The 26,841-nt window shown below is 70.5% G+C and carries 22 protein-coding genes and 1 pseudogene; 4 read left to right on the top strand and 19 right to left on the bottom strand.

What is annotated here, in order from left to right; genetic code table 11:
• The first annotated feature begins 35 nt into the window (after positions 1–35).
• Entirely contained in the window at positions 36–3,239 is a 3,204-nt protein-coding gene (locus ACPXY0_RS02865; protein ID WP_423928286.1) for a TonB-dependent receptor, read from the top strand.
• Between the two features lie 89 nt (positions 3,240–3,328).
• On the opposite strand, the gene fbp is transcribed toward ACPXY0_RS02865, so the two are convergent.
• From fbp to alr, 8 genes are all read right to left on the bottom strand, one after another.
• Positions 3,329–4,330, bottom strand: coding sequence for a class 1 fructose-bisphosphatase (fbp, locus tag ACPXY0_RS02860; protein WP_423928284.1), 1,002 nt, complete (start codon positions 4,328–4,330; stop codon positions 3,329–3,331).
• Between the two features lie 113 nt (positions 4,331–4,443).
• Positions 4,444–6,807: a DNA internalization-related competence protein ComEC/Rec2 gene (locus ACPXY0_RS02855; RefSeq protein WP_423928282.1), complete on the bottom strand. Its 2,364-nt coding sequence runs from the start codon at positions 6,805–6,807 to the stop codon at positions 4,444–4,446.
• A gap of 89 nt (positions 6,808–6,896) precedes the next feature.
• Positions 6,897–7,223, bottom strand: coding sequence for a hypothetical protein (locus tag ACPXY0_RS02850; protein WP_423928280.1), 327 nt, complete (start codon positions 7,221–7,223; stop codon positions 6,897–6,899).
• The gene (gene miaB / locus ACPXY0_RS02845) at positions 7,184–8,608 is read right to left on the bottom strand and encodes a tRNA (N6-isopentenyl adenosine(37)-C2)-methylthiotransferase MiaB (RefSeq protein WP_423928278.1); all 1,425 of its coding nucleotides are present in this window, start codon (positions 8,606–8,608) and stop codon (positions 7,184–7,186) included. The genes ACPXY0_RS02850 and miaB overlap by 40 nt, the downstream gene beginning before the upstream one ends.
• A gap of 22 nt (positions 8,609–8,630) precedes the next feature.
• Positions 8,631–9,806 (bottom strand): hypothetical protein, encoded by a 1,176-nt coding sequence (locus tag ACPXY0_RS02840; protein WP_423928276.1) that lies wholly within the window; start codon positions 9,804–9,806, stop codon positions 8,631–8,633.
• Positions 9,806–11,059 carry a hypothetical protein gene (locus ACPXY0_RS02835; RefSeq protein WP_423928274.1) on the bottom strand — a complete coding sequence of 418 codons (1,254 nt, stop codon included), beginning with the start codon at positions 11,057–11,059 and terminating at the stop codon, positions 9,806–9,808. Before ACPXY0_RS02835 ends, ACPXY0_RS02840 begins: the two co-directional genes overlap by 1 nt.
• A complete protein-coding gene (cdd, locus tag ACPXY0_RS02830; protein ID WP_419941073.1) occupies positions 11,056–11,502 on the bottom strand; it encodes a cytidine deaminase in 447 nt (148 codons plus the stop codon). The genes ACPXY0_RS02835 and cdd overlap by 4 nt, the downstream gene beginning before the upstream one ends.
• A complete protein-coding gene (alr, locus tag ACPXY0_RS02825; protein ID WP_419941072.1) occupies positions 11,499–12,671 on the bottom strand; it encodes an alanine racemase in 1,173 nt (390 codons plus the stop codon). The genes cdd and alr overlap by 4 nt, the downstream gene beginning before the upstream one ends.
• Before the next feature lie 98 nt (positions 12,672–12,769).
• Here alr and mazG point away from each other — a divergent pair, with 98 nt between their 5' ends.
• Positions 12,770–13,651, top strand: coding sequence for a nucleoside triphosphate pyrophosphohydrolase (gene mazG / locus ACPXY0_RS02820; protein WP_423928271.1), 882 nt, complete (start codon positions 12,770–12,772; stop codon positions 13,649–13,651).
• Here the strand turns inward: mazG and ACPXY0_RS02815 are convergent.
• From ACPXY0_RS02815 to ACPXY0_RS02765, 11 genes are all read right to left on the bottom strand, one after another.
• On the bottom strand, positions 13,635–14,282 hold the full coding sequence (locus ACPXY0_RS02815; protein WP_423928269.1) for a gamma-glutamylcyclotransferase family protein: 648 nt from the start codon (positions 14,280–14,282) through the stop codon (positions 13,635–13,637). The two genes, mazG and ACPXY0_RS02815, sit on opposite strands and share 17 nt — an antisense overlap.
• Entirely contained in the window at positions 14,279–15,241 is a 963-nt protein-coding gene (locus tag ACPXY0_RS02810) for an alpha/beta fold hydrolase (RefSeq protein WP_423928267.1), read from the bottom strand. Before ACPXY0_RS02810 ends, ACPXY0_RS02815 begins: the two co-directional genes overlap by 4 nt.
• A 10-nt stretch (positions 15,242–15,251) precedes the next feature.
• A complete protein-coding gene (locus ACPXY0_RS02805) occupies positions 15,252–15,701 on the bottom strand; it encodes an MOSC domain-containing protein (RefSeq protein ID WP_419941068.1) in 450 nt (149 codons plus the stop codon).
• Positions 15,694–16,380, bottom strand: coding sequence for a hypothetical protein (locus ACPXY0_RS02800; RefSeq protein ID WP_423928265.1), 687 nt, complete (start codon positions 16,378–16,380; stop codon positions 15,694–15,696). The genes ACPXY0_RS02805 and ACPXY0_RS02800 overlap by 8 nt, the downstream gene beginning before the upstream one ends.
• A 75-nt stretch (positions 16,381–16,455) precedes the next feature.
• On the bottom strand, positions 16,456–17,295 hold the full coding sequence (locus ACPXY0_RS02795; RefSeq protein WP_423928263.1) for a metallophosphoesterase: 840 nt from the start codon (positions 17,293–17,295) through the stop codon (positions 16,456–16,458).
• A gap of 35 nt (positions 17,296–17,330) precedes the next feature.
• Entirely contained in the window at positions 17,331–20,105 is a 2,775-nt protein-coding gene (locus ACPXY0_RS02790; protein WP_423928261.1) for a M14 family zinc carboxypeptidase, read from the bottom strand.
• The gene (locus ACPXY0_RS02785) at positions 20,102–21,907 is read right to left on the bottom strand and encodes a DUF885 domain-containing protein (RefSeq protein WP_423928259.1); all 1,806 of its coding nucleotides are present in this window, start codon (positions 21,905–21,907) and stop codon (positions 20,102–20,104) included. Before ACPXY0_RS02785 ends, ACPXY0_RS02790 begins: the two co-directional genes overlap by 4 nt.
• 1 nt (position 21,908) lies before the next feature.
• Positions 21,909–22,529, bottom strand: coding sequence for a hypothetical protein (locus ACPXY0_RS02780; RefSeq protein WP_423928257.1), 621 nt, complete (start codon positions 22,527–22,529; stop codon positions 21,909–21,911).
• Positions 22,522–23,142 carry a hypothetical protein gene (locus ACPXY0_RS02775; protein ID WP_423928255.1) on the bottom strand — a complete coding sequence of 207 codons (621 nt, stop codon included), beginning with the start codon at positions 23,140–23,142 and terminating at the stop codon, positions 22,522–22,524. The genes ACPXY0_RS02780 and ACPXY0_RS02775 overlap by 8 nt, the downstream gene beginning before the upstream one ends.
• A gap of 64 nt (positions 23,143–23,206) precedes the next feature.
• Positions 23,207–24,157, bottom strand: a complete 951-nt coding sequence (locus tag ACPXY0_RS02770) for a threonine ammonia-lyase (protein ID WP_423928253.1) — start codon at positions 24,155–24,157, stop codon at positions 23,207–23,209.
• The gene (locus tag ACPXY0_RS02765) at positions 24,154–25,317 is read right to left on the bottom strand and encodes a trans-sulfuration enzyme family protein (protein ID WP_423928251.1); all 1,164 of its coding nucleotides are present in this window, start codon (positions 25,315–25,317) and stop codon (positions 24,154–24,156) included. Before ACPXY0_RS02765 ends, ACPXY0_RS02770 begins: the two co-directional genes overlap by 4 nt.
• A gap of 263 nt (positions 25,318–25,580) precedes the next feature.
• Here ACPXY0_RS02765 and ACPXY0_RS02760 point away from each other — a divergent pair.
• Together ACPXY0_RS02760 and ACPXY0_RS02755 are read left to right on the top strand one after the other, a co-directional pair.
• A pseudogene (locus ACPXY0_RS02760) lies at positions 25,581–26,111 on the top strand (tyrosine-type recombinase/integrase); the annotation flags it as partial.
• Between the two features lie 76 nt (positions 26,112–26,187).
• A complete protein-coding gene (locus ACPXY0_RS02755) occupies positions 26,188–26,802 on the top strand; it encodes a tyrosine-type recombinase/integrase (RefSeq protein WP_423928249.1) in 615 nt (204 codons plus the stop codon).
• Positions 26,803–26,841: the final 39 nt, after the last annotated feature.

Genomic DNA, 26,841 nt, shown 5'->3' with positions numbered 1-26,841 from the left:
GCGCCTTTCGTTTTCCCCTCGGCAGGAGTACGCCAATGAAATACACAACCCCCTTGAGAACGGCGGCGATCGTCGCTCTCGCGGCGCTAGGCGGCCTGTTCGCGCCGACCGGGGCGCGGGCGCAGGGCGTCACCACGGCCGCCGTCAACGGACGAGTGACCGGACAGGATCTGGCGCCGCTCGCGAGCGCCGTGGTCACCGCGGTGCACGGTCCCAGCGGGACATCGTACTCGACGCTCACCCGCGAGGACGGGCGCTTCAACCTCCCCGGCATGCGGGTGGGCGGACCGTATGCGATCACCGTCGAACTCATCGGCTACCAGGATGAATCGGCCGAGGCCCTCGTCCTCGCGCTGGGCGAGAACCGGCGGATCGACTTCGTGCTCGGCGTGCAGGCGGTCGCCGTCGGCGAGATCACGGTGACGGCGGAGCGCGGCGCGATCCTCTCCGGCGGGCGCACCGGACCGCAGCAGACCGTGACCACGCGCGAGATCGAGAGCCTGCCGTCGATCGCCCGCAGCATCCAGGACTTCGCCCGCCTCACGCCGCAGGCGCTGGGGACGAACATCGGGAGCAGCGAGAACATCGGCGGGGTGAGCATCGGCGGGAAGAACAACCGTTTCAACAACATCTCCGTCGACGGCGCGATCCTGAACGACGTGTTCGGCCTCCCGGCCAGCGGGACCCCCGGCGGCCAGGCGAACTCGCAGCCGATCTCGCTCGACGCCGTGCAGGAGTTCCAGGTCGCGATCGCGCCCTTCGACATCCGCCAGGGCGGCTTCACGGGGGGCTCGATCAACGTGATCACCCGCTCGGGGACGAACGACTTCGACGCCTCGGGCTACTTCTTCGGCCGCAACCAGAGCTTCACGGGCGACCTCGACGAGAACGAACTCAGCGAGTTCAGCGAACTCCAGACCGGATTCCGCGCGGGCGGACCGATCCAGCGCGACAGGATCCACTTCTTCACGAGCGGCGAGATCAAGCAGACGAGCCGCCCGCTGGCGCTCGGGCTCGCCGCAGGAAGTCAAACCACTTCGATCCCCATCAATGCGGCGTCAGTCAACGACATCATCGACATCGCCCACACCGTCTACGGCCATGATCCCGGCGCCTTCGAGGAGGAACTCCAGCGCGAAACGGACGATCTCAAGCTCTTCGGCCGCCTCGACTTCAACCTCTCGGACAACCAGCACCTCACCGTGCGGCACAACCATGTGAACGCGAGTTCGGACCGCGGGATCTCCCGCAGCAGGTCGGTATTGGGTTTGCCAAGCCAGGGGTACGAGTTCGGTGCCGTCTCCAACTCCACGGTGCTGCAGCTTGACAGCCGATTCGGGGCGGGCACCTCGAACATGCTGCGTCTGTCCTACCAGCGTCAGCGAGACATCCGGAACCCGGACTTCCCTCCCTTCCCGGCAGTGACCATCGAGCCGCCGGAAGGCCCAGGAGGCGAAAACGTGAGGCTGGGCGTGGAGCGCTTTTCGCAGCAGAACGCAGTGGACCAGGATGTGTTCGAGATCACCGACGACTTCACGCTCTTCCGTGGCGGCCATACGATCACGGTGGGGACCCATAACGAGTTCTACTCGTTCTCGAACCTCTTTGTGCAGGATGCATACGGGGAATGGCTATTCTCGGGAGATGACGCGATCGAGAACTTCCGGAACGGGGTTGCGACCCGGTACCGGGCCTCCATCTCCAGGCTGTCGGAGCCGTTCCCCCGGGCCGAATGGAGCGCCATGCAGTTCGGCTTCTACGCCCAGGACCAGATCGACCTGAGTGACCGTTTCAACGTCACCCTCGGCCTCCGCGCGGACATTATGGCGATGCCTGACGCACCGCTGGAGAATCCGAACTTCGCCGCCGCCTTCCCCGGCCGCAGCACGAGCGAGGTGCCGAGCGGGAACGTCATGTGGTCGCCCCGGCTCGGCTTCAACGCCGCGCTCGACGAAGATCGGACGACCCAGATCCGGGGAGGCACCGGGATCTTCACGGGCCGCAATCCTTTTGTGTGGCTCTCGAACCAGTATTCGAACACGGGGATGGACTTCATCCGCATTGACTGTCCCGTCTGGCTCGGCTGCACTCCGCCGCCGTTCACGGGGGATCCGGACAATCTGCCGAGTGCGCGCGAGACCACGACGGAGGTGAACCTCACGGACACGGATTTCAAGTTTCCTCAGGCGTGGCGGACGTCCGTTGGCATCGACCGGGAGCTTCGCGACAGGCTGGTGCTGACAGTCGAAGGCATCTATACGAAGAATGTCAATGATGTCATGTTCCAGGACCTGAGCCTCGTCCGCGAGGGCCGAGCGAGTGACGGCCGAGTGTTCTTCGCCAGAGAGAGGGTGAGCGCCGAGTTTGCCCCCGGCGTCTTCCTGCTCGACAACACCAACCAGGGCCGTCAGATACAGTTCACGACGCAGCTGCAAAAACGGTTTGGTGGCGATTTCCTGCCGAACCTGTTCGGGAGTTTGTCCTACACGTGGACCGACGCCACGGACGTGAACAGCGGCCAGTCCAGCCGTGCGATCTCGAACTTCCAGTACAACGAGGTCGGCGTCGACCCGAACGATCCGGGCGAGGGGACGGCGGACTTCGAGATCAAGCACCGGATCGTCGCTTCGGTCTCGCAGCGCATTGTTTGGAGCGAGGACGTGGGGACGACGATCACGGCCTTCTACGAGGCGCGGGCGGGCCGACCCTTCAGCTGGACATACTTCGGCGACGCGAACAACGACAACCGCAGGTTCAACGACCTCGTCTTCGTGCCCGGCGACGCCGATGACGCGATCTTCCAGACCGACTGCGGAGGGTGTCTCGACTTCGCGGCCTGGGACGCGTTCGTAAGCAACGTCCCCGATCTGGACTCGTTCAGGGGCCAGATCGTGGACCGAAACTCTTCGCGCGAACCGTGGGTCCGGAGCCTGGACCTGCGGATCACCCAGGACCTGCCCCTGCCGGGCGCAGGCAGCCAGAATCTCCAGGTTACCCTCGACTTCATCAACGTGGGGAACTTCTTCAACGAGGAGTGGGGGCGGCAGAGGTACGCTCCCTTCCAAGCCCCCACGATTCTGTCGTTCCGCGGCTACGACTCCGACTCGGGACGTCCCATCGTCCGCTTCTATCAGGGCGACGAGAACGACGACGGAGTGGCCGATGCCAGCGATGTGCTGGACATCGACAATATCCTGTCCCGGTGGGCGATTCAGCTCGGCGTGCGACTCTCTCTCTAGCGGGCACCGGCCCACAATGTGACCGGGGTTCCGTTCTTGAGCGCTGTACAAGGGGGGGGCTTCGGGCCCTCTCTTCGCATCCGCGTCGGTCAGTCGTCCGCGAGGTAGCGCTCCGCCATCTCGACGAGGTCCGGGCTGCCGATGAACGTCGGCACGCACTGGTGCAGTCCGCTGGGCTCGAGGTCGAGGATGGGACGCCGGCCGTCGCTCGCCCGCCCGCCCGCCTGCTCGCAGATGAGCGCCATGGGAGCCACCTCGTAGAGGAGCCGCAGCTTCCCTTCCGGCTTCTCCCTCGTCCCCGGGTACATGAAGATCCCGCCGCGCAGCAGGGTGCGGTGAAAGTCCGCCACCATCGAGCCGACGTAGCGCGCCGAAAACGACGCCGCGCCGTCCGGGGGGCTGCGGAAGCGTTCGACGAGACGCTGCTGGCCCGGCGTCCATTGATCGTGGTAGGCTTCGTTGATGCTGTAGATGTTCTTCCCGGACGAGGGGATCTTCATGTTCCGGTAGGAGAGGAGGAACTCGCCGATCCCGGGATCGAGCGTGAAGCCGTGCACGCCGGTGCCGGTCGTGAACACGAGCATCGTCGAGGACCCGTACAGGACGTAGCCAGCCGCGAGCTGTGTCGATCCGGGCTGCAGGAGATCGCTCTTCTGCAGCCTCCGCCCGCTGCTGCGCTTGCGGTAGACGGAGAAAATCGTCCCCACCGAGATGTTCACGTCGATGTTGGAACTTCCGTCGAGGGGGTCGAAGGCGATGATGTAGGGGCCGGGGTCCCGTGATTCGGGGATGTGGATGAACCCCTCTTCCTCCTCGGAGATCATGCCGCTCAGGCTGCCGCAGCGGCCGAGGATGCTGACGAGCACGCCGTTCGCGTAGTCGTCGAGCTTCTGCACGGTCTCGCCGTGGACGTTCTCGGCGCCGCTCACGCCGAGGATGTCGATGAGCCCGGCGCGGTTCACCGCCGCGGAGATGACCTTCGCGGCGAGGCTGATCCCGAGCAGGATGTCCGTGAAGGCGCCGGTGGCCTCGGGGTGCTCACGCTCCTGCTCGGCGATGAAGTGTTCGACGGTGGTGATGGATCTGCTCACGGCGGCTCCGCGGGAGACGTGCTCTGCAGCCCATGGCTGCTCCGGATTGGGGGGCGTGCCAAGGTTACCGAAGGGCACTTTTTCGCGTCAAGACGGGCCTTCGGGACAGGTCGTCAGGGCGGGTCGACGATCCGCCAGCCGTCCGCGTCGCTCTCGACGCACAAGACGCCGTCGAGATCCGTGCGCCAGACGCGCCCCACGCGCGCGGAGTCCAGCCGGGCCAGCGTGACGGCGTGCGGATGGCCGTAGCGGTTCTGCCGGCCGGCCGAGATGACCGCGATGTCGGGGCCGGTCGCCCGCAGCCATTCGAGGGAGGTCGAGGTACGGCTCCCGTGGTGGCCGAGTTTGAGGAGGTCGGCCTCCGGACGCTCCGGCGCGAGGCGGGCAAGGATCGCCCGCTCGACCGGTTCGCCGGCGTCACCGGTGTTCACGTAGCGGAACTCGTGCGCCGTGAGCCGGAAGGAGAGCGAACCCTCGTTCGCGTCGGTCCCGGCCTCCTCCTCCGGCCACAGGATCTCGAGTTCGACGTCGTCGATGCGCAGGCGGTCGCCGGCGCGGGGCGCGTGCCACGAAGCGCCCTCCTCCTCGACGCGCTCGAGGAACGCGAGGTACGCGGCGCTGGGCTCGGGGACGCCGGGGTCGAACACGCGCCGCACGCGCAGTTCGTCGAAGACGGCCGCCCCGCCGCCATAGTGGTCGAGGTGGGGATGGGAGATGGCGAAGAGTTCCACGGTGCGGGCGCCCATCGCGTGCAGGAAGGGCACGACCACGCGACCGCCCGCATCGCTCATGGCGGGGCGGCCGGATGCCGTGCCGGCCGCGGCGAAGGCGCCGCCCGGGCCCGCGTCGAATACGAGCCAGCGGCCGGCGCCGGTCCGCACCACGGCGGCGTCACCCTGCCCCACGTCCAGTGTGCAGACGAGCGCCGTGCCCCAGTCGAGCAGGGACCGGACGGAGGGCCAGGCGCTCGCCAGCGCGAGCCCGGCGCCGACGGCCACGATGCCCAGGCCGCGTCGCACCCGCGTCCGGTCGAGCGCGAGCGCCGCGAGCCCGGCGGCGGCGAGCCAGGTGCGGGGGCCGAGGCCGGGCCCGGACCAGCTGAGCGGCAGGTCGGCGAAGAACGACGCGATCGCCGCCAGGCAGGCGAGCGCCGCGTCCGCGGCGCCGGCGAAGAGCACCCACAGGCCCCACGGCAGGACGAGCGTGAGCGCGAGCGCCGGCAGCGCCAGCCCTACCACCGCCCCCGCCACGACGCTGGCCGGGATCGAGGCGATCACGATGCGTTCGAAGTGGAACGCCGCGATCGGCGCCGTCGCGAGGAAGGCCCCGCAGCTCACGGCCAGCGCGCGGGCGAGTGCCTTCACGCGACGGCCCGAGAGCGGGCGGGGGAGCCTGACCCGTCCCCCGACCACGACGCCCGTGAAGCCGGCGAACGAGAGTTGGAAGCCCGGGTCCGTCACGATGAGCGGGTCGGCGAGGATCGCGAGCGTCGCCGCCAGCGCCGCCAGGTCGCCGATCCGGGCCGGCCGCGCCCGGCGGAAGGCGAGCGCCCAGCCCCAGAACATGAGCGCGGCGCGGACCGCCGAGGGGGGCGCGCCGATGAGGACGACGTAGCCGCTCGTGAGGGCGGCCGCCCACAGGAGGCGCCGCGGGCCCTGCACGCGCAGGCCGATCAGCCACGCGAGCGCCGCGCCGATGAGGCCGACGTGGAGCCCCGAGATCGCGAGCAGGTGTATGATCCCGGCCCCCACGAACGCATCGCGCGTCGCGGGGTCGAGCGTGCTCCGGTCGGCGAGCAGGAGGGCCTTCCCGATCGCGCGGTGCCGAGGCGCGAGCCGGGCGTCGAGCCGCGCCAGCAGCGCCGCCCGCCACCCGATGATCCAGCGGCCGAGGCCGCGCGGGCCCCTCAGGCCGTGCTCGGCGGGAAGCGTCTCGAGGCTCGCGCCGCTCAGCCAGCCGAGCGCCTCTGGCGGCCGGGGCAGCCGACCGGGGTCCGCCGTTCGCCACACGCCCCGGGCGAGCACCGCCGAGCCGGCCTCGTGCGCCGCTCCGGGCCGCACGAACGCTCGCAGCGCGCCCAGGCGGCAGACCGCACCCCCCGAGACGATGCGGGCGTCGCGGATCGACACCCGGACCAGGCCGGCTCCCGGGCCCGCCTCTCGCGCCGGAACCGCGTCCGCGACCGTGCCGGCCGCCACGGCCGGCGCGTTCCCCTCCAGCTTCGCCACACAGGCGCCGAGCGCCGCCGTCCCCCGCGGCAGACCCGCCAGCACCCCGACGAGGACCGCGAGAGCGAGGGCCACGGCCAACGGGACGCCGCGCCCCCGGCGATCGCCCGCGGCGGAGCGCACCCCCGCCCGGCCCGCGAGCACACAGAGGAGACCGATCCCGACCGCGACGGCACCCGGAGGCACGGCGCCGTCCGCGCGCGCCAGCGCGAGCCCGGCCACGTCGCCGGCGGCCAGCGCCAGCGCCATGAGGAGCAGGGGTGAGGGAGAAAACCGCGTCGATCAGCCTCCGAGTCGCAGGGTCCGTCCCCACGCTCGGAGCGATCGTCAACGAGGATTCAAAGCGGCGGGTCGCGCTCCTCCGCCTGGAACCGCGGGGCCGCCGGGTCCTCCCCGAGACCCTGAATCGCGGCCCGGCTCGCCTCGCGTCTCCGGGCGCGGCGTTCGGCGCGCCACGCGAGCGCGGCCGAGAGACCCATGCCCCCGAGGATGGACACGAACACGACCAGGGGCAGCGAGGCACGGATGCGTACGAAGGCCAGGTCGACGTTCACGAGTTCGTTCGCGTTCTCGGTCGTGAACCAGAAGGCCGCGAGGATCACGACCGCGAAGACGACGATGCGCGTCAGGTAACGAATCGGAAGCCCCCTTCGTCCGCGTGGCATGGCACACCCATGAACGTGGCCCCCGTCGTCCCGGTCAGCCGTACCTTCGTGTAGACGCCGATTCGCCCGCGATCGCCGGGGAAGGCGACGACCTTGTTCTGCTCCGTCCGGCCCAGCACGTCCCCGGCGGAACGCGCCGGCCGTTCGACCAGCACCTCGCGCACCGTCCCGACCTCGGACTCGTTGATCTCTCGCTGGATCGCGCGGTGCACGCCGATGAGGTGCTCCAGCCGCTCGCCCCCCACCTCGTCCGGCACGAAGTCCGCCGCCGGGAAGCGCGTGGCGGGCGTCCCCTCGCGCCTCGAGTACCTGTACAGGTAGGCGTCATCGAACCTCACGTCTCGCATCAGCTCCAGCGTGGCCTCGAAGTCCGCCTCCGTCTCGCCGGGAAAGCCCACGATCACGTCCGTGGAGAGCGCGATCCCGGGCACCTCCCGGCGCGTCGCCTCCACCTTCTCCAGAAACGCCTCGGCCGTGTAGCGCCGCACCATCCGCTTCAGCACCCGGTTGGAGCCCGACTGCACGGGCAGATGGAGTTGACGGCACACGGCCGGCTCCTCCGCCATCACGCCGAGCAGTTCCGGAGTGACGTCGTTGGGGTGGGGCGAGGTGAAGCGCACGCGACGGATCCCGCCCACGCGGCTCACCGCCCGCAGCAGCGTCGCGAAATCCCAGTCGTCGAACCGGTACGAGTTGACTGTCTGCCCGAGGAGGACGACCTCGCTGAAGCCGTCCGCGACCGCCCTTCGCGTCTCGGCCAGGATCGCCTCGGGCGCCCGGTTCTTCTCTCCGCCCCTCACGTAGGGGACGATGCAGAAGGTGCAGCGGTGATCGCAGCCGCGCTGGACCGTGATCCACGCGCTCACCCGCTGCTGCCGCACACTGGCGACGCCCTCGTAATTCTCTTCCGCGTCGAGTTCGAGGAGCGTCTGGCCCCGCTCGATCGCGTTCGCCTGGATCGAGCCGATCAGCTCCGGCAGGCCGCGATAGGCGTCCGGGCCGGCCACCAGATCCACACCGGCCGCCTCCTCCATGAGGCGGGGGCCGAGCCGCTGCGCCATGCACCCCGTCACGCCGAGGACGAGTTCCGGACGCCGCTTGCGGTGGCGCTGCAGTTCGCCGATGCGGCCGCGCACGCGTCGCTCGGCGTGCTCCCGGATCGCGCACGTGTTGACCAGGATGACGTCCGCGCGCTCGGGACCGTCCACGCGCACGAACCCTTCCTCCGCCAGCACCCCCTCCATCAACTCGGTGTCGTTGATGTTCATCTGGCAGCCGTACGTCTCGATATAGACGCGGCTGCCGAACGGGCGCGGACCGCGAACGCCCGCCGGGGCGGCGCGCCGCCCGCCGGAAGTCTTCAGGCTGACGAGACTCGTGCTCACCGTCGTGCTCATGTCGTGGACGCTAGCGTTGCCGCAGCGAGAAGGACAGCGTCACCCGCCGGAAGATCTCGGCGATTCCCAGGGTCGCCACGTCGCCCCGAGAACCGGTTTCAAGGGCGAGGTCGAACACGGCGAGCCCCTCCTGGAATTCCCACCCGAAGCCGCCGGTGAACGCCTGTTCGTCCAGAGCTTCCGGGCCCGGACTGAAGGGGAGGCCCGTTCGGCGGGCCCCGATTCGCACCGGCAGCCGCCCGCCCAGGAGCGACATCCCTCCGTACTCGATCCCGCCGCCCAGCCATTCGACGTCGTGCGAGGTGAACTCCGAGCCGCCCCCCCCGGCGAACGGCTCGACCACCGACCACCACGTCCGTCCGGCACCGGCCGTGACCAGGAGTTGGCTCGTCACGCGCACGCTTCCCCCGAGTTCGAGCGACGAGGGCAGGTCGAACTCCGCGTCCGGGCGATCGGAGCCCTCGACGGTCGCGTACAGCGTCCCTCCCTGCCCGAACCCCGCCCCGACGACCACCCGGTCGGACACCCGGACCGACCCGCCCGCCTTGAAGCGCCACGCACGCCAGGACAGCTCCTGGGCCCCCGCGATGTCCAGGAGTGCGGGGGCGCCGCCGGTCGGATTGTCGAACCCGCGGAAGAAGGACTGCCGCAGCGCCCCCGTCAGCCGCTGCACCGCGATCCCGACGCCGAACGGCCCCACCTGGCGCGCGAGGGAAAGGTCGATACTGCTGATCCCGCCGTTGTGCTCCCGCGTCTCCTCGTACGGGACCGCGCCGTCGTCCAGTCGCAGCGTATCCTGGAAGATGTTCGACCAGTCCTGGTCGAACTCACCGCCGAAGGCGATGCCGACCGCCCAACCGTTGAACGGCACCAGCGCGCGGATCGTGGTGAAGCGCTCCCGCCCCGTGTCGAGGGATGTCCCGTCACCCTCTATCGTGACGCCCTCGCCCGAGAACGACAGCGAGAAGCCCGGCTCCTCGTGGAGCAGGAGGTCGGCCGGGTTCCCGACCGTGAACGATCCGCCGAGCAGCCCCGTGCCGGACCCGCCGAGGGCCGCCGCCCGGCCGTCCACCGGGGCGACCGGATAGCCGAGGCCGATCGACGTGAGCGGCGCCTGGGCCGCGAGCGGCGGCGCCACGAGCGCGGCCAGCACGAGGCCGGTCCCGAACCGGCGTGCGCCGCGCATCACGGCACACCGAACTTCGGGGCCGAACTGAACACGAGCCGGAGCCGGGGCTGGAACTCCGGGGGCGATTCGACGGAGCCGAACTCCCAGTAGCCCAGCACCTGGGCGTCCGGGTCCCCGCGAAAACCGATCCGGATGCGGCGTTCCGAGCCGGCCACCGCTCGCGCCACGAGGAAGGTGAGATTCATCCGGACCGGTTCCCCGCTGCCCAGGAGGTCGGGGTGGAGCCGCGTCCCTTGCAGATCTGAGCTGCCGATCGGCGTCTTCGCGCCCCGCTCGAAGGGGTCGCCGAGCAGGCTGACCCTCCGTGCTTCGATCGCCCGTTCCGCGGCATGGACCTCGGGAGCGGCGAGTGGATACAGGATGACCTCGGCCTGGCTGATCGTGACCCCTTCGAGCGACGTCCCGCCGAGGCTCTCGGGGAGGGCGAACTCGAAGTAGATCCGCGACGCGGGGAGCCCCCCGATGCGCAGTTCGGAGCCCGTCGGCGGTAGCGGCGGATCGAGGACGAACGTGCGCTCGTCCCACTGCTGCGCCTGGGGAACGGGGAACTGCCGTCCGACGAGCGTCGGATCATACCGGAGGACGATCCGGCTGACCCGGAGGCTCGTCTCCGGACCCTCCACCACGAGGGCGAATCCATTTCCTCCGTCCTCGTCCTGCCACGCCTTCATCAGCGAGTCCTCCGCCACCGCGACCGACATGAGGAGGGTGTCGGAGACCGCCTCCAGCACGCCCGACGCGATCTCGACGCCCAGATCGCCGCCCGGCTCCTCCCACGGCACGCCCGTCGCGGCCCGCTGCCAGGTCGCGGAGTCCGGGTCGAAACGCTGCTCCAGAGCGAGCAGCCGCAGCGTCAGCGGAAAGCCGCCGAACTCGGAGCTGACGGTGTCGATCCGCACGAGCAGTTCCACTTCCTCGAAGGTGGCGACCGGCAGCGTGTCGCCCAGCGTACGGATGGTGTCCGGAACGTTGAAGCGGGCGAACGCGCGACTCGCCACCAGCGGCCCGTTCGACACGGAGACGAACGGCGCGTTCGAGGGGAGCGCGAAGCCGGTCACGGTCGTGTCCCGCCACGTCCCGAGCTCCGCCACGGAAACCGTCACATCCCTCGTCTGCGTGCCCGCCCCCGGGACCTCGCCGGGACCGAGCGAGAGCGGGTCCTCCGTACACGCGGCGAGCACGGCGAGCGTCCCGAGCGCCACGATCCAGAGCCGGAGCGCCGCGGGGAATCGATCGGGCGAAGGGTTCACGAAGCGGCCTCCGGCGCGAGACCGAGCTGCTGCGGGCCGAAGTGGGCCGGCAGGAGGTCCCGCAGCCGCCAGGTCGTCGCCACTCCGTTCCCGCCCACGCTCATGACCTCGAGTTCCAGGCCGAACTCGGCGAGCGCCTGGCGGCACATACCGCACGGCGACGCGGGGACCGCTCCGCCGGACGCCACCACGATGCGGGCGAAGGACCGCGCTCCCGAGACGACCGCGTGGCCCAGCGCGACCCGTTCCGCGCACGTCCCGACCGGATAGGAGGCGCTCTCGACATTGCACCCCACGAACACTCGCCCGTCCGCGGCCTCGAGGGCGGCCCCCACCGCGAAACGCGAGTACGGGGCGTACGCGCGCTCGCGGGCAGACCTCGCTTCGGCGGCGAGATCTTCCCACGAGAGCGTGACTCCATCCTGCGCGCGCGTCTCCGTCATCGGCTCCCTTCAGCGGCGTGGTCCGGCCCGCCCGCGTAGCAGCGGGGCAGGCGGCGACCGATCGCCGTCAGCACTTCATACTCGATCGTACCGGCGGCGGCGGCGACCTCCGCAAGGGTGATCTCCTCCGCCCCGTCCCGGCCCAGCAGCGTGACCACGTCGGACGGTTCGACACCCGACACCGCAGAAACGTCTACCGAGGTCACATCCATGCAGACGCCGCCCCGGATCGGCACCCGGATCCCGCGGACGAGCGCTCGCCCGCGGTTCGAGAGACGCCACGCCAGGCCGTCGGCGTAACCGATCCCGAGCGTGGCGAGGCGTTCGGCGCCGCTCGTGGTGTACATCGCTCCGTAGCTGACGGTCGATCCCGGCGCCAGGTCACGGACCTCCAGCACCCGGGCGCGTACCCGCGCGACGCCTTCCGGATCCGCCGGCGCCCCGGCGATCTCCGTCCCCCGCCTTCCGCCGTACAGGTAGATCCCCACTCTGACGAGATCCAGATGATACTGCCGATCCCCCATCGCCGCATCGCTGTTGGCCGCGTGCAGGAGAGGGACATCGACGCCCGCCGCCTCGAGGCGCGTGACCGCGGCCCGGAGGCGCGCCAGTTGCCCGCGCGTGACCGCGGCGTCCGTCCCCGCGGAATGGAAGTGCGTGTAGACGCTGGCGAGCGAGACCCCGCCCCCGGAGAGGACGGACGCCACCTCGGGCGCCCAGTCGGCGGCCGCGGCCGCGGGAAGCCCCGCTCGCCCCATTCCGGTGTCGACTTCCAGATGCACGGCGATCCGTCCCGCCTCCGCCCGTGCCCGGGCCGCGAGTTTCCGGAGCGAGTCGAGGCTGAGCGCCGCGCCGTCGAGTCCCGCCTCGAGGAGTTCGGAAGCCTCGGCGGCGGCCGAGGGCGCGAACACGACGATCCGCCGCTCGATCCCGCCGCGCCGCAGTTCGGCTCCCTCTCGCGGGGTGGCGACCCCGAAGGCGTACGGTTCCAGCCGGTCCAGCGTGCGGGCGACCGCGATCGCACCCAGACCGTAGGCGTCGGCCTTGACCATGGGCACGAGGCGGGCGGGCGCCACGTGATCGGCCACGCGCTCCGCGTTGCGCGTCAGCCCGGCCAGATCGACCTCGAGCCAGGCTCGGCACGCGGGGTCTGCGGGACTGCGGGTCAAGGGACGCCTGCGAGATCGGGGAATCGCTCGTCGAACTGGAGTTGCCACCCTATCGAGCCTAGCTTCCCCGCGCCATGAACCGTGCCATGAACCGTGCCATGAACGAAGAACCTGTCGATACCGATGCCGAACGCCTGCATGCGGAGCGGGCGCGGGAGGGAGACGAAGCCCTCGGCCGCGCCCTCGCGCTCGTCCGCTTCCTCCGCGTGCACTGTCCCTGGGACGCGAAGCAGACCCCGGAGACGCTGCGCCCCTACCTCCTCGAGGAGGCCCACGAAGTCGCCGACGCGATCCGGAGCCACGACGACGAGGGCCTCGCGGGCGAACTCGGCGATCTGCTCCTCAACGTGGCCTTCCAGATCGTCCTCGCCGAGGAGCGCGGCGCCTTCGGGGCCGGCGGCGTCGTCGAGGCGCTCGAGGCGAAGATGGAAGCGCGGCACCCGCATGTGTACGGCGATGCGGAGGCGCCGCCGGACTGGGAGTCGCTGAAGGCCGCGGAGCGCCAGGCCAGGACCGAGGCGAGGGGCGAGCCGGAATCCGCGGAGTCGGCGGGGACGGACCCCTTCGCCGGGGTCTCCGCGGGGCTGGATCCGCTCAGCCGTGCCGCGCGGGTTCAGGAGCGGATGGCGGCGCTCGGCTTCGACTGGCCCGACCTGGCGGGGCCCCTGGAGAAGGTGCGGGAGGAGGCGGCCGAACTCGAGCGCGCCGCCCGTACGTCGGACGCCCCCCCGCAGCCGCGCCGCATCGGAGAGGCGGGGGCCCGCGTCGTCGACGAGGTCGGGGACCTCCTGTTCTCGGTCGTGAACGTGTCCCGGCTCGCCGGAGCCCATCCCGCCAACGCCCTTCTGGGCGCGATCGAGAAATTCGAGCGCCGCTGCCGGCGCATGATCGAGGTCGCGGAGGCGCGCGGCATCGCGTGGCGGAGCGCCGACCTCGAGACGCTGGACGCGGTGTGGGACGAGATCAAGGCCGAGGAGTAACGCGGCCGATCCACTCGTAGATGTTGCACACAACCCGGCCCGACTCCGTTTCGACCGGGATGAGAATCCTGCGGCAGGACGCTCCCTCGAACGCATCCAGCCGCCCCCAGGCCTCGGGCAGCGCGAGACTCTCGAACACCTTCACGGCCACGCGAGCGCCCGAAACCCGGGGCACGAAGCCGGGATAGCCCTGCCGCGCCGTCCACCCGCGGTCGATGAGCGCGCCTTCGACCGTTCCCGGGACCCATCTCCCCACCAGCGTCGCCACCTGATGGTGGTTGTCTTCCCCGGGAAGAAGCGATCCGTACGCGGCGAGGCGCCGCTCCGGGTGGTCGAGGAGTTCTTCCATGAGCCGGTCGAGGACCGGCTCCAGATAGCGGCGCAGTTCCGTCACGGCGTCCCCCGCGCCTTCCCCGCTCAGGAGGGCCTCGAGTTCGGCGAGGGAGGCGGCGCCCGCGGGACCGCGATCCCCCCCCGGCAGCGTCGCCACGAGCCTCTCGAATCCCTCCAGGAGGCCACCGACGCGGGCCGGACTGTACACCGGATCCCGTCGCGCGGCGTTGATGCGGGAGAGCGCGTCGAGCAGCCGGGCCGGATCGTCTACCGGACCGGGCTCGGCGCCCGAAGTCACGGACCGCCCTCCGCCCGTGCGCCCAGAAAGTCCCGGATCGCCGGCCAGAACCGCGCCGGCTGCTCGATGAAGGGGAAGTGCCCCGAGCCCGCGATGCGCGCGAGACGGCTGTCCGGCAGGGCCTCGTTCATCGCCTCCACCATTTCGACCGGGATCGGGTCCTCGGCGCCGTGTACGATGAGCACGGGGACGGCGACGTCCCCGAGACGGTCCCAGAAGTCGAACCCCCGCAGCGGCGCCATGAGGAGCGCCGCGACCTGTTGGCCCTGGCGCGCCGTCCGCTCGTGGAGAGAGAGGCGCAGCAGGCTGTCCGCCACACCCGCGTCGGCGAAGGTGCCGCGGAAGACGTGGAAGAAGAGCCGGTTCATGGCCGCCGTGTCCCGGGCCGCGAACGCCGGCGTCCGCTGGATCGAATCGAGCGCCGCCACATCCCCCGAATCCCGCCGCGCGAGCTGGTTCCCGTCCGTCTGATCACGGAACCGGCTGCCCGGCTCCACCGGCGAGACGAGGATGAGGCCCGTGAGCCGCTCCGGCCGCTCGAGCGCGTACAGGAGCGCGGGGATCGCGCCCCAGGAATGCGCGAGCAGCGTGAACTGCTCCTCTCCCGCGACGCGCTCCCGGATGCGGTCGATGTCCGTCAGGTAGCGCTCCATGGAGATGCTCGTCGCGTCGAGCACCGCGTTCGAGGCGCCGAGCCCTCGCTGGTCGTAGAAGATGACCTGGTGCGTCTCGGCCAGCGGTCCCAGCCAGGGGCGGAGATACGAGTGGTCGAGCCCCGGGCCCCCGTTCACGACGACGACCGCGTCCCCGAGGCCGACCTTCTGATAGAAGAGTTCCGCCTGGTAGACCGAGAGCGACCCGGCCAGGGTGGGCGGCCCCGACGCCGGAGCCGGGGGTTCACACCCCGCGGCGAGGGCGGACAGCGAGAGGAGCCCCGCCGCCGTCCGCGATCTCCTCACGGCCCGGCCGTCAGGATTCCCAGGCCACCGCATCGCCGAGCGCGAGCGGCCCGCCCTCGAGCACCATGCCGCAGGCGCCGGCGCGCCAGTCCGGCGCCAGCGCCGCCTTCAGCCCCGCGGCCGCGTCCTCCATGCGCTCGCAGGGGAGCGTCTCGCCGCGGATCCTGATGCGGCAGCCGGCGATCCGCAGGACCCGGTCCGCCGTGTCGCGGAAATCGACGCCCCGGACGAGCAGGTTGGCCCGGCGGGCATCCGGGCTCAGCTCGACACCGACCTCGCGGGTCGCGACCTCCCAGGCGCCCGCATCGAGCAGCGTCACCTGCCGATAGCCGCCGCGATCGGCGTTGCCCTCCAGCCCCTGCCCCGCCACGAGAGTAGCCTCCGACACCGGCCGCATCGGACCGAGTTTCGCTGACTTGAGCCAGATCGCCTCCAGCCGCGCCCCGCCGGACTCAGCCATCATTCACCTCCACGGGGGTCACCTCCAGAGCGGAGATATGCAAATTGAGGCCGTGGTTCACCCGCAGGCCCACGACGCCGTCCACGTGCTGCCCGTCGCGAACCATCCGAAACACCTCCTGATCGTTCACGCCGAAGATCAGATCGCCCCCCGCCGCCTCGACGTAGAGGACGTTCTTCGCCATCGCCGCGCCCTCGCCGCGCGCCGGCCAGGTCACGACCGCATCGTGCTTCGTCCACGGGAGCAGCGTGGATGTCTCCCCGCCGTCCCGGCGCTTCACGATCACGCTCCCGTCCTGGCGGAGGAGGAGGTAGGTGTAGGCCTGGCCGTCGCCCTCGAGGTCGGTGCCCCCGAAGAAGACGCCGAACCCCTCGTTCCGCCCCTCCGGGTCGAACAGGAGCACGGTGGACTCGACGCGAAAGTCGCCGCTCGCCGTCGTCTCGGGATGGTAGAAGATGCCCGCCGACCCCGTCGTGATGTGCCAGCCGGGCGGCATCTCCCGCACCGCGTCCATTCCGTCGCCCCCGTGGTCCGTACGGGCGAGCCAACCCTCCGGCGGCGCGAGCCTGTCCTCCTGCGCGGCGGCGGCGAGCGGCATGACCAGACCCGGGACAACCAGGAGCCAGCCCGCGCGCGCGAGTCGCATCTCCCGGACGCGCAGTTTCGGGCCAGACAGCATGTTCGGCATGACTCCGGTTTCAGGGAATCGGCGCCGATCGCGGCGGCGGCATGATCGTCTTCGGCGGCATGATAGTCACTCCGGCGGCGACTCGCAGGATTCGCAGCGCGTGAGCCTCAGCGAGACCACCTCGGGCGGCACCAGGAAGCGGACGCCGAGCCGGCTCGTCCCCACCCCCGTGGTCACGAACAGGTGCCGTCCGTCCTCGACCACGTGACCCGCCGCGTAACGGGCGCCGAAGCGGGAGGGGGTGATCCCGGGACCGACGAAGGGGATGATGACCTGGCCGCCGTGCGTGTGTCCGGCGAGCGTCAGCGAGACACGCGCCGGCACCTCGGGGAAGAGATCCGGGTTATGCGTGAACAGGATCACCGGCTCGCCGGCGCCCGCGCCCTCGAGCGCGTCGTCGATCGAGGGATGACCCGTCCAGTAGTCGGCCACGCCCGCGATCCAGGTGTCGTGCCCCCGCACGCGCACGCGCTGCCCCCGGTTGTCGAGCACCGTGATCCCGACGCCGGTCAGCGCCTCCTCCACCCGCCCGGCCGACAGCCACCGATCGTGGTTCCCGAGCACCGCGAACACGCCGTAGCGCGCGTCCAGCGCGGCGAGGTCCCCGGCGATCTCCTCGGGCGGGACGAAGCCGCCCCCGAGCACGTTGTCGATCGTCAGGTCCCCCGCGATGAGCACCAGATCCGGAAGAGTCTCGTTCACGCGCCGGACCGCGCGCCGGAGCTTGTCGCGGCCGTTTCTGGGGGATCCGACGTGAAGATCGGCGATGAGCGCGATGCGCGTCTCCTCGCCCTCCGGCCACCCCGGCACCTCGAGTTCGATCTCGTTCAGGACGAGCCGTCCGGGTTCCCACCAGAAGGCCCACGCGGCGAGCACGGCCGCCGTCGCGAGGAGGAAGAGGAGCATCCAGCCCGTCCAGCCGGGTCGGAATCGCCGGGCCGCTATGGTCCGCCGTCCCCGGGCTCGACCTCGCGCTCTGTGTCGCGCTCTGTCTCGTCTTCCGTATCCTCGGGGGCGGTCCAGAACTCCGCCGACTCCGGCGTGGCGGCGGCGAGTTCGCGGCCGTAGAGCGCCGCGTTGAAGAGGATGCGGAAGTTCCCGAACGGCTGCCCGCGCCACTGCGGCCGCATGCCGAGCAGCACGACCCGTCCCGCCCCGTGCGCCACGTCGACCGCCGCCGCGTAACCCGCGAGATGTTCCGCTCCCAGCAGGTATCCCGACAGGAGCGGCGAACCTTCCGCCTCGTATTTGGCCATCACGCGCCCCTCGAACCCTTCCTCGGTCGTGAACACCGGACTCTGTCCGGCGACGACCGCCGCCCGTTCCGGCATCCCCGACATCACGGGGTGCGACGGGTCGACGATCATCTCGAGGATCGAGCCGCTCTGGAAGTAGTCCTGCCGGCTCAGCTCGGCGACGACGTTGCGCACGGGCAGCTGCAGTTCCTCGATCGCGAACAGCGCGCTGCGGTTGAGCGTGACGAGCGTGCCCCCGTCCCGCACGAAGGCGTCCAGCTCCCGCACGCCCTCCGGACCGATCCCGCCCGCGTAACGCGGCGGCACCCAGCCCTTCGCGAACCCGTCGAGGATCTGCCCCTGCGACAGGTCCGCCACGATGATCACGTCGTACCGGCCGGAAAGGTCACCGGCGAGGACATCCGCGTTGCGGAGGCTGGTGAAGTCGAACCCGAAGCGCTCGAGCACCCAGCGCGTCCAGCCTTCGTCGGCGCTCGCGTTCCAGGGACGGTAGAGTCCGATCCGCGGCTGGCGCAGGCTCGCGCCGCCGCCGCCCCGCATCGCCTGCAGTCCGAGATCGCGCACGATCCCCGTCTCTCCCGTGAGCCCGGAAATCGCATAGCGGCCGCCGCTCCCCGGCTCCCCGCCCCCGCCCGGTTCGCCGGGCAGGTACGAGACCCGGGCGCCGGCCGCCCACGCCCGGTTGAGCGCCTTGAAGGCGTTGTTCTGGGCCGGGTCGACGACGAGCGCCGATCCCCCGCCCGTGATCCGGCCCTCCGGGGGCAGGATCGCCGCCGCCACGCGGTGCGAGTCGAACCCGACCCCGATCGGCGAATCGAAGGGCGACGCGTCCTCCACCTCCGCGTCCCACTCGAGCGCCTCGCCGGACAGCGGCTGCAGCACCTCCCGCAGCTCAGGGCCGAGCGGCGCCGCGGCCTCGATCACCCACACCCCCATCTGCAGCGGGAGCGTCCACCCCGACACGTCGTACGGCTGGTCGGGCGGACCCTCCGGGTCCTCGCGCAGGTCCGGATAGTCCTGGATGACGAACAACTGGCGGACGAAGTGGGCGAACTCCTGGTCCATGCGGATGACCCACGTCCCCGCCGGATGGTCCAGGCCCTGGTGGCTCACCGCCCGCTCGAGCTGGTCGATCTCGATCCCGTTGAAGGCGAGCCGGCGCAGGAGTTCGACCGCCGCCACGGGATCCCGCTGCGCCTGCGGCACGAAGTACGCGTAGGGCGGCCCCTCCTCGTACTCGGCGATGATGTCCCGGCCCGCCTGGTAGCGGTTGTAGAGGAGGTCCGTCCGGTACTTCGCCGCCACGTCGAGCACCGAGATCGAGGCCGTGAGCATGTAGTCGACGGCGTCGCGCAGCCGCCACCACCCGCCCTCCCACGGACTGGAGTAGAGCGACTCCGGCCGCAGGTCGCGCTCCGAGGGCGGGAAGTCCCCGATCGTGTAGAACCCCGGCGTCGCGTATCGGTACAGCGCCGTCTCGGTGAGGAACGAGACGACGTTGTGGAAGTTGTGCGCGTGGTCCATGAACCCCGGATACCAGTTGTCGAACCCGGTGCCCATGTGCGTCGCGCCGCGCTGCCCCCGCTCCTCGAGCGCCTGCGACATCGCCATCCCGATCAGGGTCACCATGCGCCACATGAGGGGATGCACGTGCGGCGAGATCGGCTCGGCGAAGGGCGGGATCCAGATCCGGGTCGGGAAGGGCGAACTCTGGTGGTGGTTGTAGAGGATGTGCGGTTCCCACTCCCGCGCCACTCGGGTCGTGTACCGGGACTCGATCTGGTTGATCATGTAGCCGTCCCGGTTGTTGTCGTGCCCGATGTACTTCTGGTAGAGGAAGGGCGCCGACGCGACCTCGTACGGCGTCCCCACGTTCGAGTGATACCAGTCCGCGATGAGCGTCTGCCCGTCGGGGTTGATCGAGGGCCAGAGGAGGAGGATGACGTTGTCGAGAATCGCGGCAATCTCCGGATCCGCGTCTCCCGTCACCAGATCGTACGCGAGCTGAATCGTGTGCTGCGCGTGGGCGACCTCCGATGCGTGCAGTCCGCCGTCGATCCAGACCAGTGCCCTCCCTTCGGCGGCAAGCCGCCGCGCTTCCTCCTCGGTCAGCCCGCGGGGATGCGCCAGCCGCTGCGCGATCTCACGGTGGCGGTCCAGGTTCGCGAGGTTCTCCGCGCTCGAGATCAGCGCCAGGTAGACCGGCCGGCCGAACGACGACCGCCCCACCTCCCGCAGCTCCACCCGGTCGCTCGCGGCAGCCAGCCGCTCGAAGTACTCGATCGATGTCTCGTACGTCGCGATCCGGAAGTCCGCGCCTACGGCGTGCCCGAGGACGGACTCCGGCGTCGGCACCGAACCCGGCGTCTGGGCCTCGGCCGGGCCGGCCCCGACCCCGGTCACGAGCGCGAGGGCGCCGGCCACCGCCAGCTCCCGTGTCGCCATCGTCCGCCTCGTCATCTCCCGCCTCCCTCCGCGTGGATCCAGGCGTCGACCTGCCCCTCCAGCACGACCATCGGCACGGACCCGTTCCGCAGCACCACGTCGTGGAAGCCCGGGATGTCGAACCCGGCGCCGAGCGCTCCCTCGGCCCGGGCCCGCAACTCGAGCAGCTTGCGCTTCCCCATCTGATAGGCGAGCGCCTGCCCCGGCAGATCCGTCGAATAGCGCAGCGATTCCGTCGCGATCTGGGTCTCGGATTCGAGCGTGTTCTCGCGCATGAATTGCCGCGCCTCCTCCCGGGTCATCCCGAAGTAGTTCATCCCCGGATCGACGACGAGCCGCGTCGCCAGGAAGCTCTCCAGGATGTAGAAGCCGTACTCGCTGTACAGGTCCTCGTACACGCCCGCCTCGAACCCGAGAAACGACGCGTAGGAGCCCCACCCCTCCGCGTAGGCGGTGTAGGAGGTGTTGCGCCGGTAGTCCGGCAGCGTCTCGCTCTCGCGCTGGCCCGCGATCTGGAAGTGGTGGCCGGAAATCAGTTCGTGGAGGGAGATCGAGGCCAGCCCGAGCCAGCTCCGCTGGTCCAGGTTCGAGCCGTTGTAGTAGTAGATGCCGGTCGGTTCGGCCGCCGTGGGCGCGGAGTAGTAGCCGTACGTCATCGCCGGCTCGAGTTCGGGCGCCAATCGCCTCGCGTCCCACGGGGCTTCGGGGACGCCATGGAAGTAGTCGTCGACGCGCTCGAGCATCCGCGTGGACGCCGCCAGCAGCCGCTCGCGCACCTCCTCGTGCGAGGTCGGGAAGTAGCGGGGGTCCGTCTTCAGGTGCTCGTGGAACGACTCGGCGCTCCCCTCCCACCCGAGGCGATCGCGGATGTCCGCCATGCGGCCGCGGAACTCGGCCAGTAGTTCATGCCCCGCCGCCTGCGCCTCTGCCGGCGTCACTTCCATCGTCGTGTGGAGGCGGGTCAGATAGAGGTAGTAGTCGCGACCCTCGCGATACCGCGAGAGGCCGACCCCGGCCGGCGCACGCGCGGCGTACGGCCCCTCGAGGAAGGCGGCGAGTTCCTCGAGCGCGGGTTTGATGGAGTCGCGCACGATCTCGCCGATGCGGGCCCTCGCTTCCGCCACGCGATCGGGATCCAGTCCGCCGGCGCGACCCGCGGGGAGCGCGAAGGGGCCGCCCTCGGCCTCCCCCGCCGTGGCGCGCACGAGCTGGATGACGGGCGTCAGGCTCTGGCTCGAGACGATGAAGTCGCGCTCGAACTGTCCCCGCACGTAGCCCTCGAGGTCGCGCACGTGGGACGGGACCTGCTCGACGAGCGACACGAAGCCGTCGAGGTCCTCTTCTTCCTCCAGCGGGACGAGGGGGAAGATCTGGCTGTAGCTGCGGAGGACGCTCGAATAGGGGGTGAGGACGCTCCGGAGCCAGAAGTAGCGGTGTCCCTCGACGGCCATCTCCGCCTGCCAGCGGACGGTCTCCAGCGTGACGCGTTCGTCGGCCGGGAGCGCCGCCGCGTCGATGGCGAGGGCGCGATCGAGCTGCCGCCGGGAGAAGGCGGCCCGGTCCTCCGCCTCTTCGTAGCCGAGGTCGGGGAGCCGTTCCACGTCGAGTCCCTCCCGCAGCCGGATGATGGGCCTCGTCTCGAGATTGCGGGCCCAGGCGGAGTCGAGCAGCGCGCCCAGAAGCGCCGAGGCACGTTCGGCGGCCGCCGGGCCGGGCGGCGCCCCTTCCCCGCCCGGATCGTCGGCCGGGGGGCCGCACCCCACCGCCCAGACGGTCAGTCCGATCCAGAGTCCGCCGGATTTCGTGAGACGCGACATGTCAGCGCCCTCCGGCCTCGATCTGTGGGACCTCTTCCTCCGGCGCGTCCTCCCGGGGCCCGAAGCGGACGAGCAGTCCGCCCACGAGCGAGGTGGCCAACCAGACCAGGAGCACCGGCCCAATGATCTCCCCGGGGAAGAAGAAATCCGTCGCGAGGGCGCCGATCACCGTGCCGAACCAGAGGGCGAAGTTCTGGAACTGGAAGTCGAGCTGGCTGCCGCGCTTCATGCTCTGTGCCGCGCGCAGCAGGAAGTAGATCACGCTGACGCCAACGCCCAGCGCCGCGCCCGTAACCTCGAGGGAGATGATGAACCCGCAGGCCAGACCGACCGCTCCGCCCGCGACGATGCGCCCGGCGGAGGGCGTGGCCGAGGTCCCGGGCCGAGCCTCCGCGACCGCCGGAACCTGTGGCTTCGGGGCGGGCATCTCCTCGTCGATGAACTCCGCGATCGCCGTTCTCGTCGCCCGCGGATCTATCCCCGCTTCGGCGGCGATGCGCTCCAATTCCTCGACGTTCAGCGTGTCGCCGCGAGCGTCGATCTCGGCCGCGCGCTGAAGAATCAGGGAGACCTGGGATGTGCTGAGCTTCATCGGGGGGCCGGCTGCGGGGGGGTCAGTCATACGTCACGGCCTCGATCTGCGGGACGTCTTCCTCCGGCATCTCGTCCCTGGGTCCGAAGCGGACGAGGAGTCCGCCGACGATCGAAGTGAGGATCCAGCAGGGCAACATCAGCATGAGGGCCTCCGCCCCCAGCGCGGCCGCAGTTATCAGCCCCGCCACGAACCAGAGGGTGAAGTTCTGGAGCTGGAAATCGAGCTGGCTGCCGCGCTTCATGCCCTGCACGGCGCGTAGTATGAGGTAGATCATCGTGCCGCCGGATGCCGCGATGGCGCCCCCCAGCGAGCTCGCGAAGAGGAATCCGAAGGCCACCCCGACCGCCCCGCCGGCGAGGATGCGTCCGGGAGAGGGAGTGGTCGGTTTGCCGGCGCGAGCCGTGGTGACCGCCGGAGGTCTGGACTCGGGGGCGGGGGTGGGCATCTCCGCCGCGACCAGTTCCGCGATCGCCGTTCTGGTCGCCCGCGGATCGATCCCCGCCTCGCTCGCGATGCGCTCCAGTTCCTCGACGCTCATCGAGTCACCGCGGGCGTCGATCTCGGCCGCGCGCTTCAGGACCAGCGACACCTGGGAGGCGGTGAGCGTCATCGGGGAGCCGCGGGCCGGCGGGTCGGTCATGATTCACGCCCTCCGCAAGGTCGTTCGGGATCTCGGTGGGGAAGCCGGCCACCCCGCGGGGAGCTCAGGGCACCCCGCCCTGTAGGATGGTCGCCAGGCTGGACGGATCCAGATTCCCCCCGGACACGATGCAGACAATTTTGTCCCCCCTGACGGCCCCCGACAGGGCGGCCGCGACCGAGGAAGCGCCGGCGCCCTCGGCCACGACGCGGTTGCGGGTCGCGAGCCGCCGGATCGCGCGGGCGGTGTCCGCGAGCGTGATTTCCACCGAGCCCGCGAGGAGGTCCCGCGCCAGTCCCCACATGGCGGGTTCCACGTGCGGTCCCCCGATACCGTCAACGAAGGAGGGCGTGTAGGGGATCGAGACGGCCCGGCCGGCGCGTAGCGATTCCGCGAACGGGGCCTGGCCGACGACTTCCGAGGCGTACACGGGAACATCGGGCACGAGGGCGCGCAGGCCGGCCGCGATGCCGCACGCCAGCCCGCCGCCCCCGAACGGCACGATGACGGCGTCCACGTTCGGGAGATCCTCGATCAGTTCGAGCGCGATCGTGCCGTTGCCCGCCATCACGTCACGGTCCATGAACGCATGCACGAAACGTCCCGTCATCCCCTCGAAACGTTGCGTGCGGAAGACCTCGAACCAGGAGGCGACGGAGGTCTTGACGGCGGTCGCGCCCAGTCGGGCGATCGCGTCCAGCTTGAGCCGCGGCGCCGTCTCCGGTACGACGACCGAGCACGGGACGCCGAGCCGCCGGGCGTTCCAGGCGACCCCCTGCGCCATGTTCCCCGCGCTCGCCGTCCACACGCCCGCCGTCAACTCCTCGGGCGGAATCAGACCGATCGCGTTCGCCGAGCCGCGGATCTTGAACGAGCCGATCGGCTGCAGGTTCTCCAGCTTGAGCCAGATCTCGGGCCCTCCGTCGACGCCGAGGCGGAAGAGCGGGGAGCGGAGCGCCGCCGCGTAGACGCGCTCCCGCGCCGCCTCGATGTCCGGCAGGCCGGGCGGCTTCACGCGGACAGGCCCGCGAGCGCTGCGGTCAGGTCGGCGGCCAGGTCCTCGACGCCTTCGAGCCCCACGGACAGACGGACGAGACCGTCCGTGACGCCGCTCCGCGCCCGCTCCTCGGCCGGCAGCCCCGCGTGGGTCACGGCGGCGGGCCGTATGACGAGCGACTCCGGGCCGCCGAGACTGGCCGCGGCCACCGGAATCGTCAGCGCGGCCATGAAGGCCTGGGCCGCGTCGACTCCGCCCGCGAGTTCAAACGACATCATCCCGCCGAAACCGTCGAACAGGCGCGCGGCACGCCCGTGCTGGGCGTGGCTCTCCAGCCCCGGATAGTGCACGACCGACACCGCGGGGTGGGCTTCGAGCAGCGCGGCCAGCCGCCCGGCCGACGCGTTCTGCTCACGGACCCGCACGCTCAGCGTCTTGAGCCCGCGCTCGAGCAGGAACGCCGCGTGCGGGTCGAGCGCCCCGCCCAGGTGGTCGTGCATCACCTTCACGCGGCGCACCAGATCGGCCGACCCGGCCACGCTCCCGGCCACGATGTCGCTGTGCCCGTTCATGTACTTCGTGCAGCTCTCGAGCACGAGATCGAAGCCGATCTCCGCGGGCCTGAAGTTGACCGGGCTCGCGAACGTGTTGTCGATCAGCGTCACCAGCCCGTGCTCGCGTGCGAACGCAACCACCGCCTCCAGGTCCGCGACCTGCACGAGGGGATTCGTGATCGTCTCCACGTACATCGCCCGCGTGGTCGGCCTCAGCTGCGCGGCCCAGGTCGACGGGTCCTGCGGATCGATCACCGTATGCGTAACCCCGAACCGCGGCAGATCCTGCTGGAGGAAGCTCGCCGTGCCGCCGTACAGCGTGTCCTGCACGAGCGCGTGATCCCCCGCCGACAGCACGGTGAGCAGCGACCCCGAGATCGCCGCCATGCCGCTGGCCAGGACGAGCGCCGTCTCCGTCCGCTCGAGCGCGGCGATGCGCGCGCCCAGCACGCGGTGGTTGGGCGTCGTGCTGAGCCGGATATACCCGATATCGTGGTAGTCCTCGCCCTGAAGCACATAGTTGGCCGTCTGGTAGATCGGCGTGACGATCGCCCCCTCGGGCCTCGGCTCCTGCTGACCCGCGTGTACGGCGTCCGTGGAAGCCGTCCTTCCCGTCTTCTTCATCGTTCAGAATCTCCCGCAGAGTTGTCAGTTCGCCCGGCCGGCTTCGCGTCGCGAAACGCCCGTCTTTATTGGGTTCTTCGGTTAGGGACGTTCCCGCGGGGCTGTATTCCACAGACTACTCGGGTCGTGCACCGGAGTCCCATAACGTCCACGAATGGCTTGAATATGTTGCCTTATCGCGAGATAGGAGCATCCACCTCGTCCCAAGTCGGCTGACGTCATTCCCTTGCATCCAGCAGGCTGTGGCGGGTAGATTGGTAGGTATGACGCTCTCAAACCGACCTCCGCAACGCAAGCCGCACGGCCGGCATCCCCAGAACGCGCTCTCGCCCGCCTTCGTCCGCAACGTAAGCGAGGCCGGACGGTACTGCGACGGCAACGGCCTCTATCTCGATGTCCGGCCCACGGGAAGCCGGGGATGGATCCAGCGGATCACGATCCGGGGCCGCCGAACCGAACTCGGGCTCGGCGGATATCCGCTGGTTTCCCTGAAGGAAGCGCGCGAGAAGGCGTTTGCGAACCGGAAGGTGGCGCGCGAGGGGGGCGACCCGCTGGCCGACAGGCGGCGGACCGAGTCGATGCCCAGCTTCGAGGAGACGGCCCAGCGGGTCTGGAAGCAACTCCGGCCGGGCTGGCGCTCCACCCGGCACGCGCACGTGTGGCTGAACAGCCTTGAGCGCCATGTCCTGCCCCGGATCGGCGAGATGCCGGTCTCGGAGGTGACCAGCGCCGACGTGATCGGGATCCTGGCCCCGATGTGGCACGAGAAGGCGGCCACGGCCCGGAAGCTGCGCCAGCGGATGCGCGCGGTCATGGAGTGGGCCGTGGCGATGGGCCTGGCCCGACAACCCGTGCGACCGGATCGGTCCGGTGCTCGGAGCGCAGGCGGACCGCACGCAACATCTGGCGGCGCTGCCGCACGGCGAGGTGGCGTCGGCCATCGAAACGGTTCGGGCGTCGAACGGGAGGGCGGCAGTGAAGTTGGCCTTCGAGTTCCTGGTGCTGACGGCCACGCGTTCGAGCGAGGTGCGCGGTGCGGTGTGGACGGAGATCGACTTGGCCGAGGGGGTATGGACGATCCCGGCCCCGCGCACGAAGGGGAACCGGGAGCACCGGGTGCCCTTGAGCGGGCGTGCGCTCGAGATTCTGGAGGAGACGCGCCGACTCGGTCGGGGCGGGCCGATCATCTTTCCGGGCGTGCGCGGGGCACCGCTCGGGCGCACCGCCATCTGGCACCTACTCAAGGTGGCCCGGATCGAGGCGGTGCCGCACGGGTTCCGGTCGAGCTTTCGGGACTGGGCGGCCGAGGAGACGGATCATCCGCGCGAGGTGGCGGAGGCGGCGCTGGCACACAAAGTGCGCAACCAGGTCGAGGCGGCGTACCGGCGCACGGACCTGTTCGAGCGGCGGCGGCGGCTCATGACCGATTGGACGGCCTATCTGGTCGGCGGGGACCGGGCCTCGGAGGCCGATCCGATCCGGTGATCCGCCGCGCTCGCAAAGGCGGGCGGGAGCAAGCTCGTC

Origin of the sequence: Candidatus Palauibacter sp. (genome assembly GCF_965237495.1) — a bacterium.
Lineage (GTDB): Bacteria > Gemmatimonadota > Gemmatimonadetes > Palauibacterales > Palauibacteraceae > Palauibacter.
The sequence above is the reverse complement of the archived record's forward strand: the minus strand, read 5'-3'. Positions and strand labels throughout refer to the sequence as shown.

What these genes read in the sequence shown, in the direction of transcription:
- ACPXY0_RS02780 (WP_423928257.1), bottom strand. Translation starts at nt 22,529, where the DNA reads ATGACTGACCCCCCCGCAGCCGGCCCCCCGATGAAGCTCAGCACATCC.
- ACPXY0_RS02855 (WP_423928282.1), bottom strand. Translation starts at nt 6,807, where the DNA reads ATGGCGCTGGCGCTGGCCGCCGGCGACGTGGCCGGGCTCGCGCTGGCG.
- ACPXY0_RS02865 (WP_423928286.1), top strand. Translation starts at nt 36, where the DNA reads ATGAAATACACAACCCCCTTGAGAACGGCGGCGATCGTCGCTCTCGCG.
- cdd (WP_419941073.1), bottom strand. Translation starts at nt 11,502, where the DNA reads ATGACGGAGACGCGCGCGCAGGATGGAGTCACGCTCTCGTGGGAAGAT.
- ACPXY0_RS02775 (WP_423928255.1), bottom strand. Translation starts at nt 23,142, where the DNA reads ATGACCGACCCGCCGGCCCGCGGCTCCCCGATGACGCTCACCGCCTCC.
- ACPXY0_RS02790 (WP_423928261.1), bottom strand. Translation starts at nt 20,105, where the DNA reads ATGACGAGGCGGACGATGGCGACACGGGAGCTGGCGGTGGCCGGCGCC.
- ACPXY0_RS02795 (WP_423928263.1), bottom strand. Translation starts at nt 17,295, where the DNA reads ATGCTCCTCTTCCTCCTCGCGACGGCGGCCGTGCTCGCCGCGTGGGCC.
- ACPXY0_RS02800 (WP_423928265.1), bottom strand. Translation starts at nt 16,380, where the DNA reads ATGCTGTCTGGCCCGAAACTGCGCGTCCGGGAGATGCGACTCGCGCGC.
- ACPXY0_RS02840 (WP_423928276.1), bottom strand. Translation starts at nt 9,806, where the DNA reads ATGCGCGGCGCACGCCGGTTCGGGACCGGCCTCGTGCTGGCCGCGCTC.
- ACPXY0_RS02805 (WP_419941068.1), bottom strand. Translation starts at nt 15,701, where the DNA reads ATGGCTGAGTCCGGCGGGGCGCGGCTGGAGGCGATCTGGCTCAAGTCA.
- ACPXY0_RS02785 (WP_423928259.1), bottom strand. Translation starts at nt 21,907, where the DNA reads ATGTCGCGTCTCACGAAATCCGGCGGACTCTGGATCGGACTGACCGTC.
- mazG (WP_423928271.1), top strand. Translation starts at nt 12,770, where the DNA reads ATGAACGAAGAACCTGTCGATACCGATGCCGAACGCCTGCATGCGGAG.
- ACPXY0_RS02765 (WP_423928251.1), bottom strand. Translation starts at nt 25,317, where the DNA reads ATGAAGAAGACGGGAAGGACGGCTTCCACGGACGCCGTACACGCGGGT.
- ACPXY0_RS02850 (WP_423928280.1), bottom strand. Translation starts at nt 7,223, where the DNA reads ATGCCACGCGGACGAAGGGGGCTTCCGATTCGTTACCTGACGCGCATC.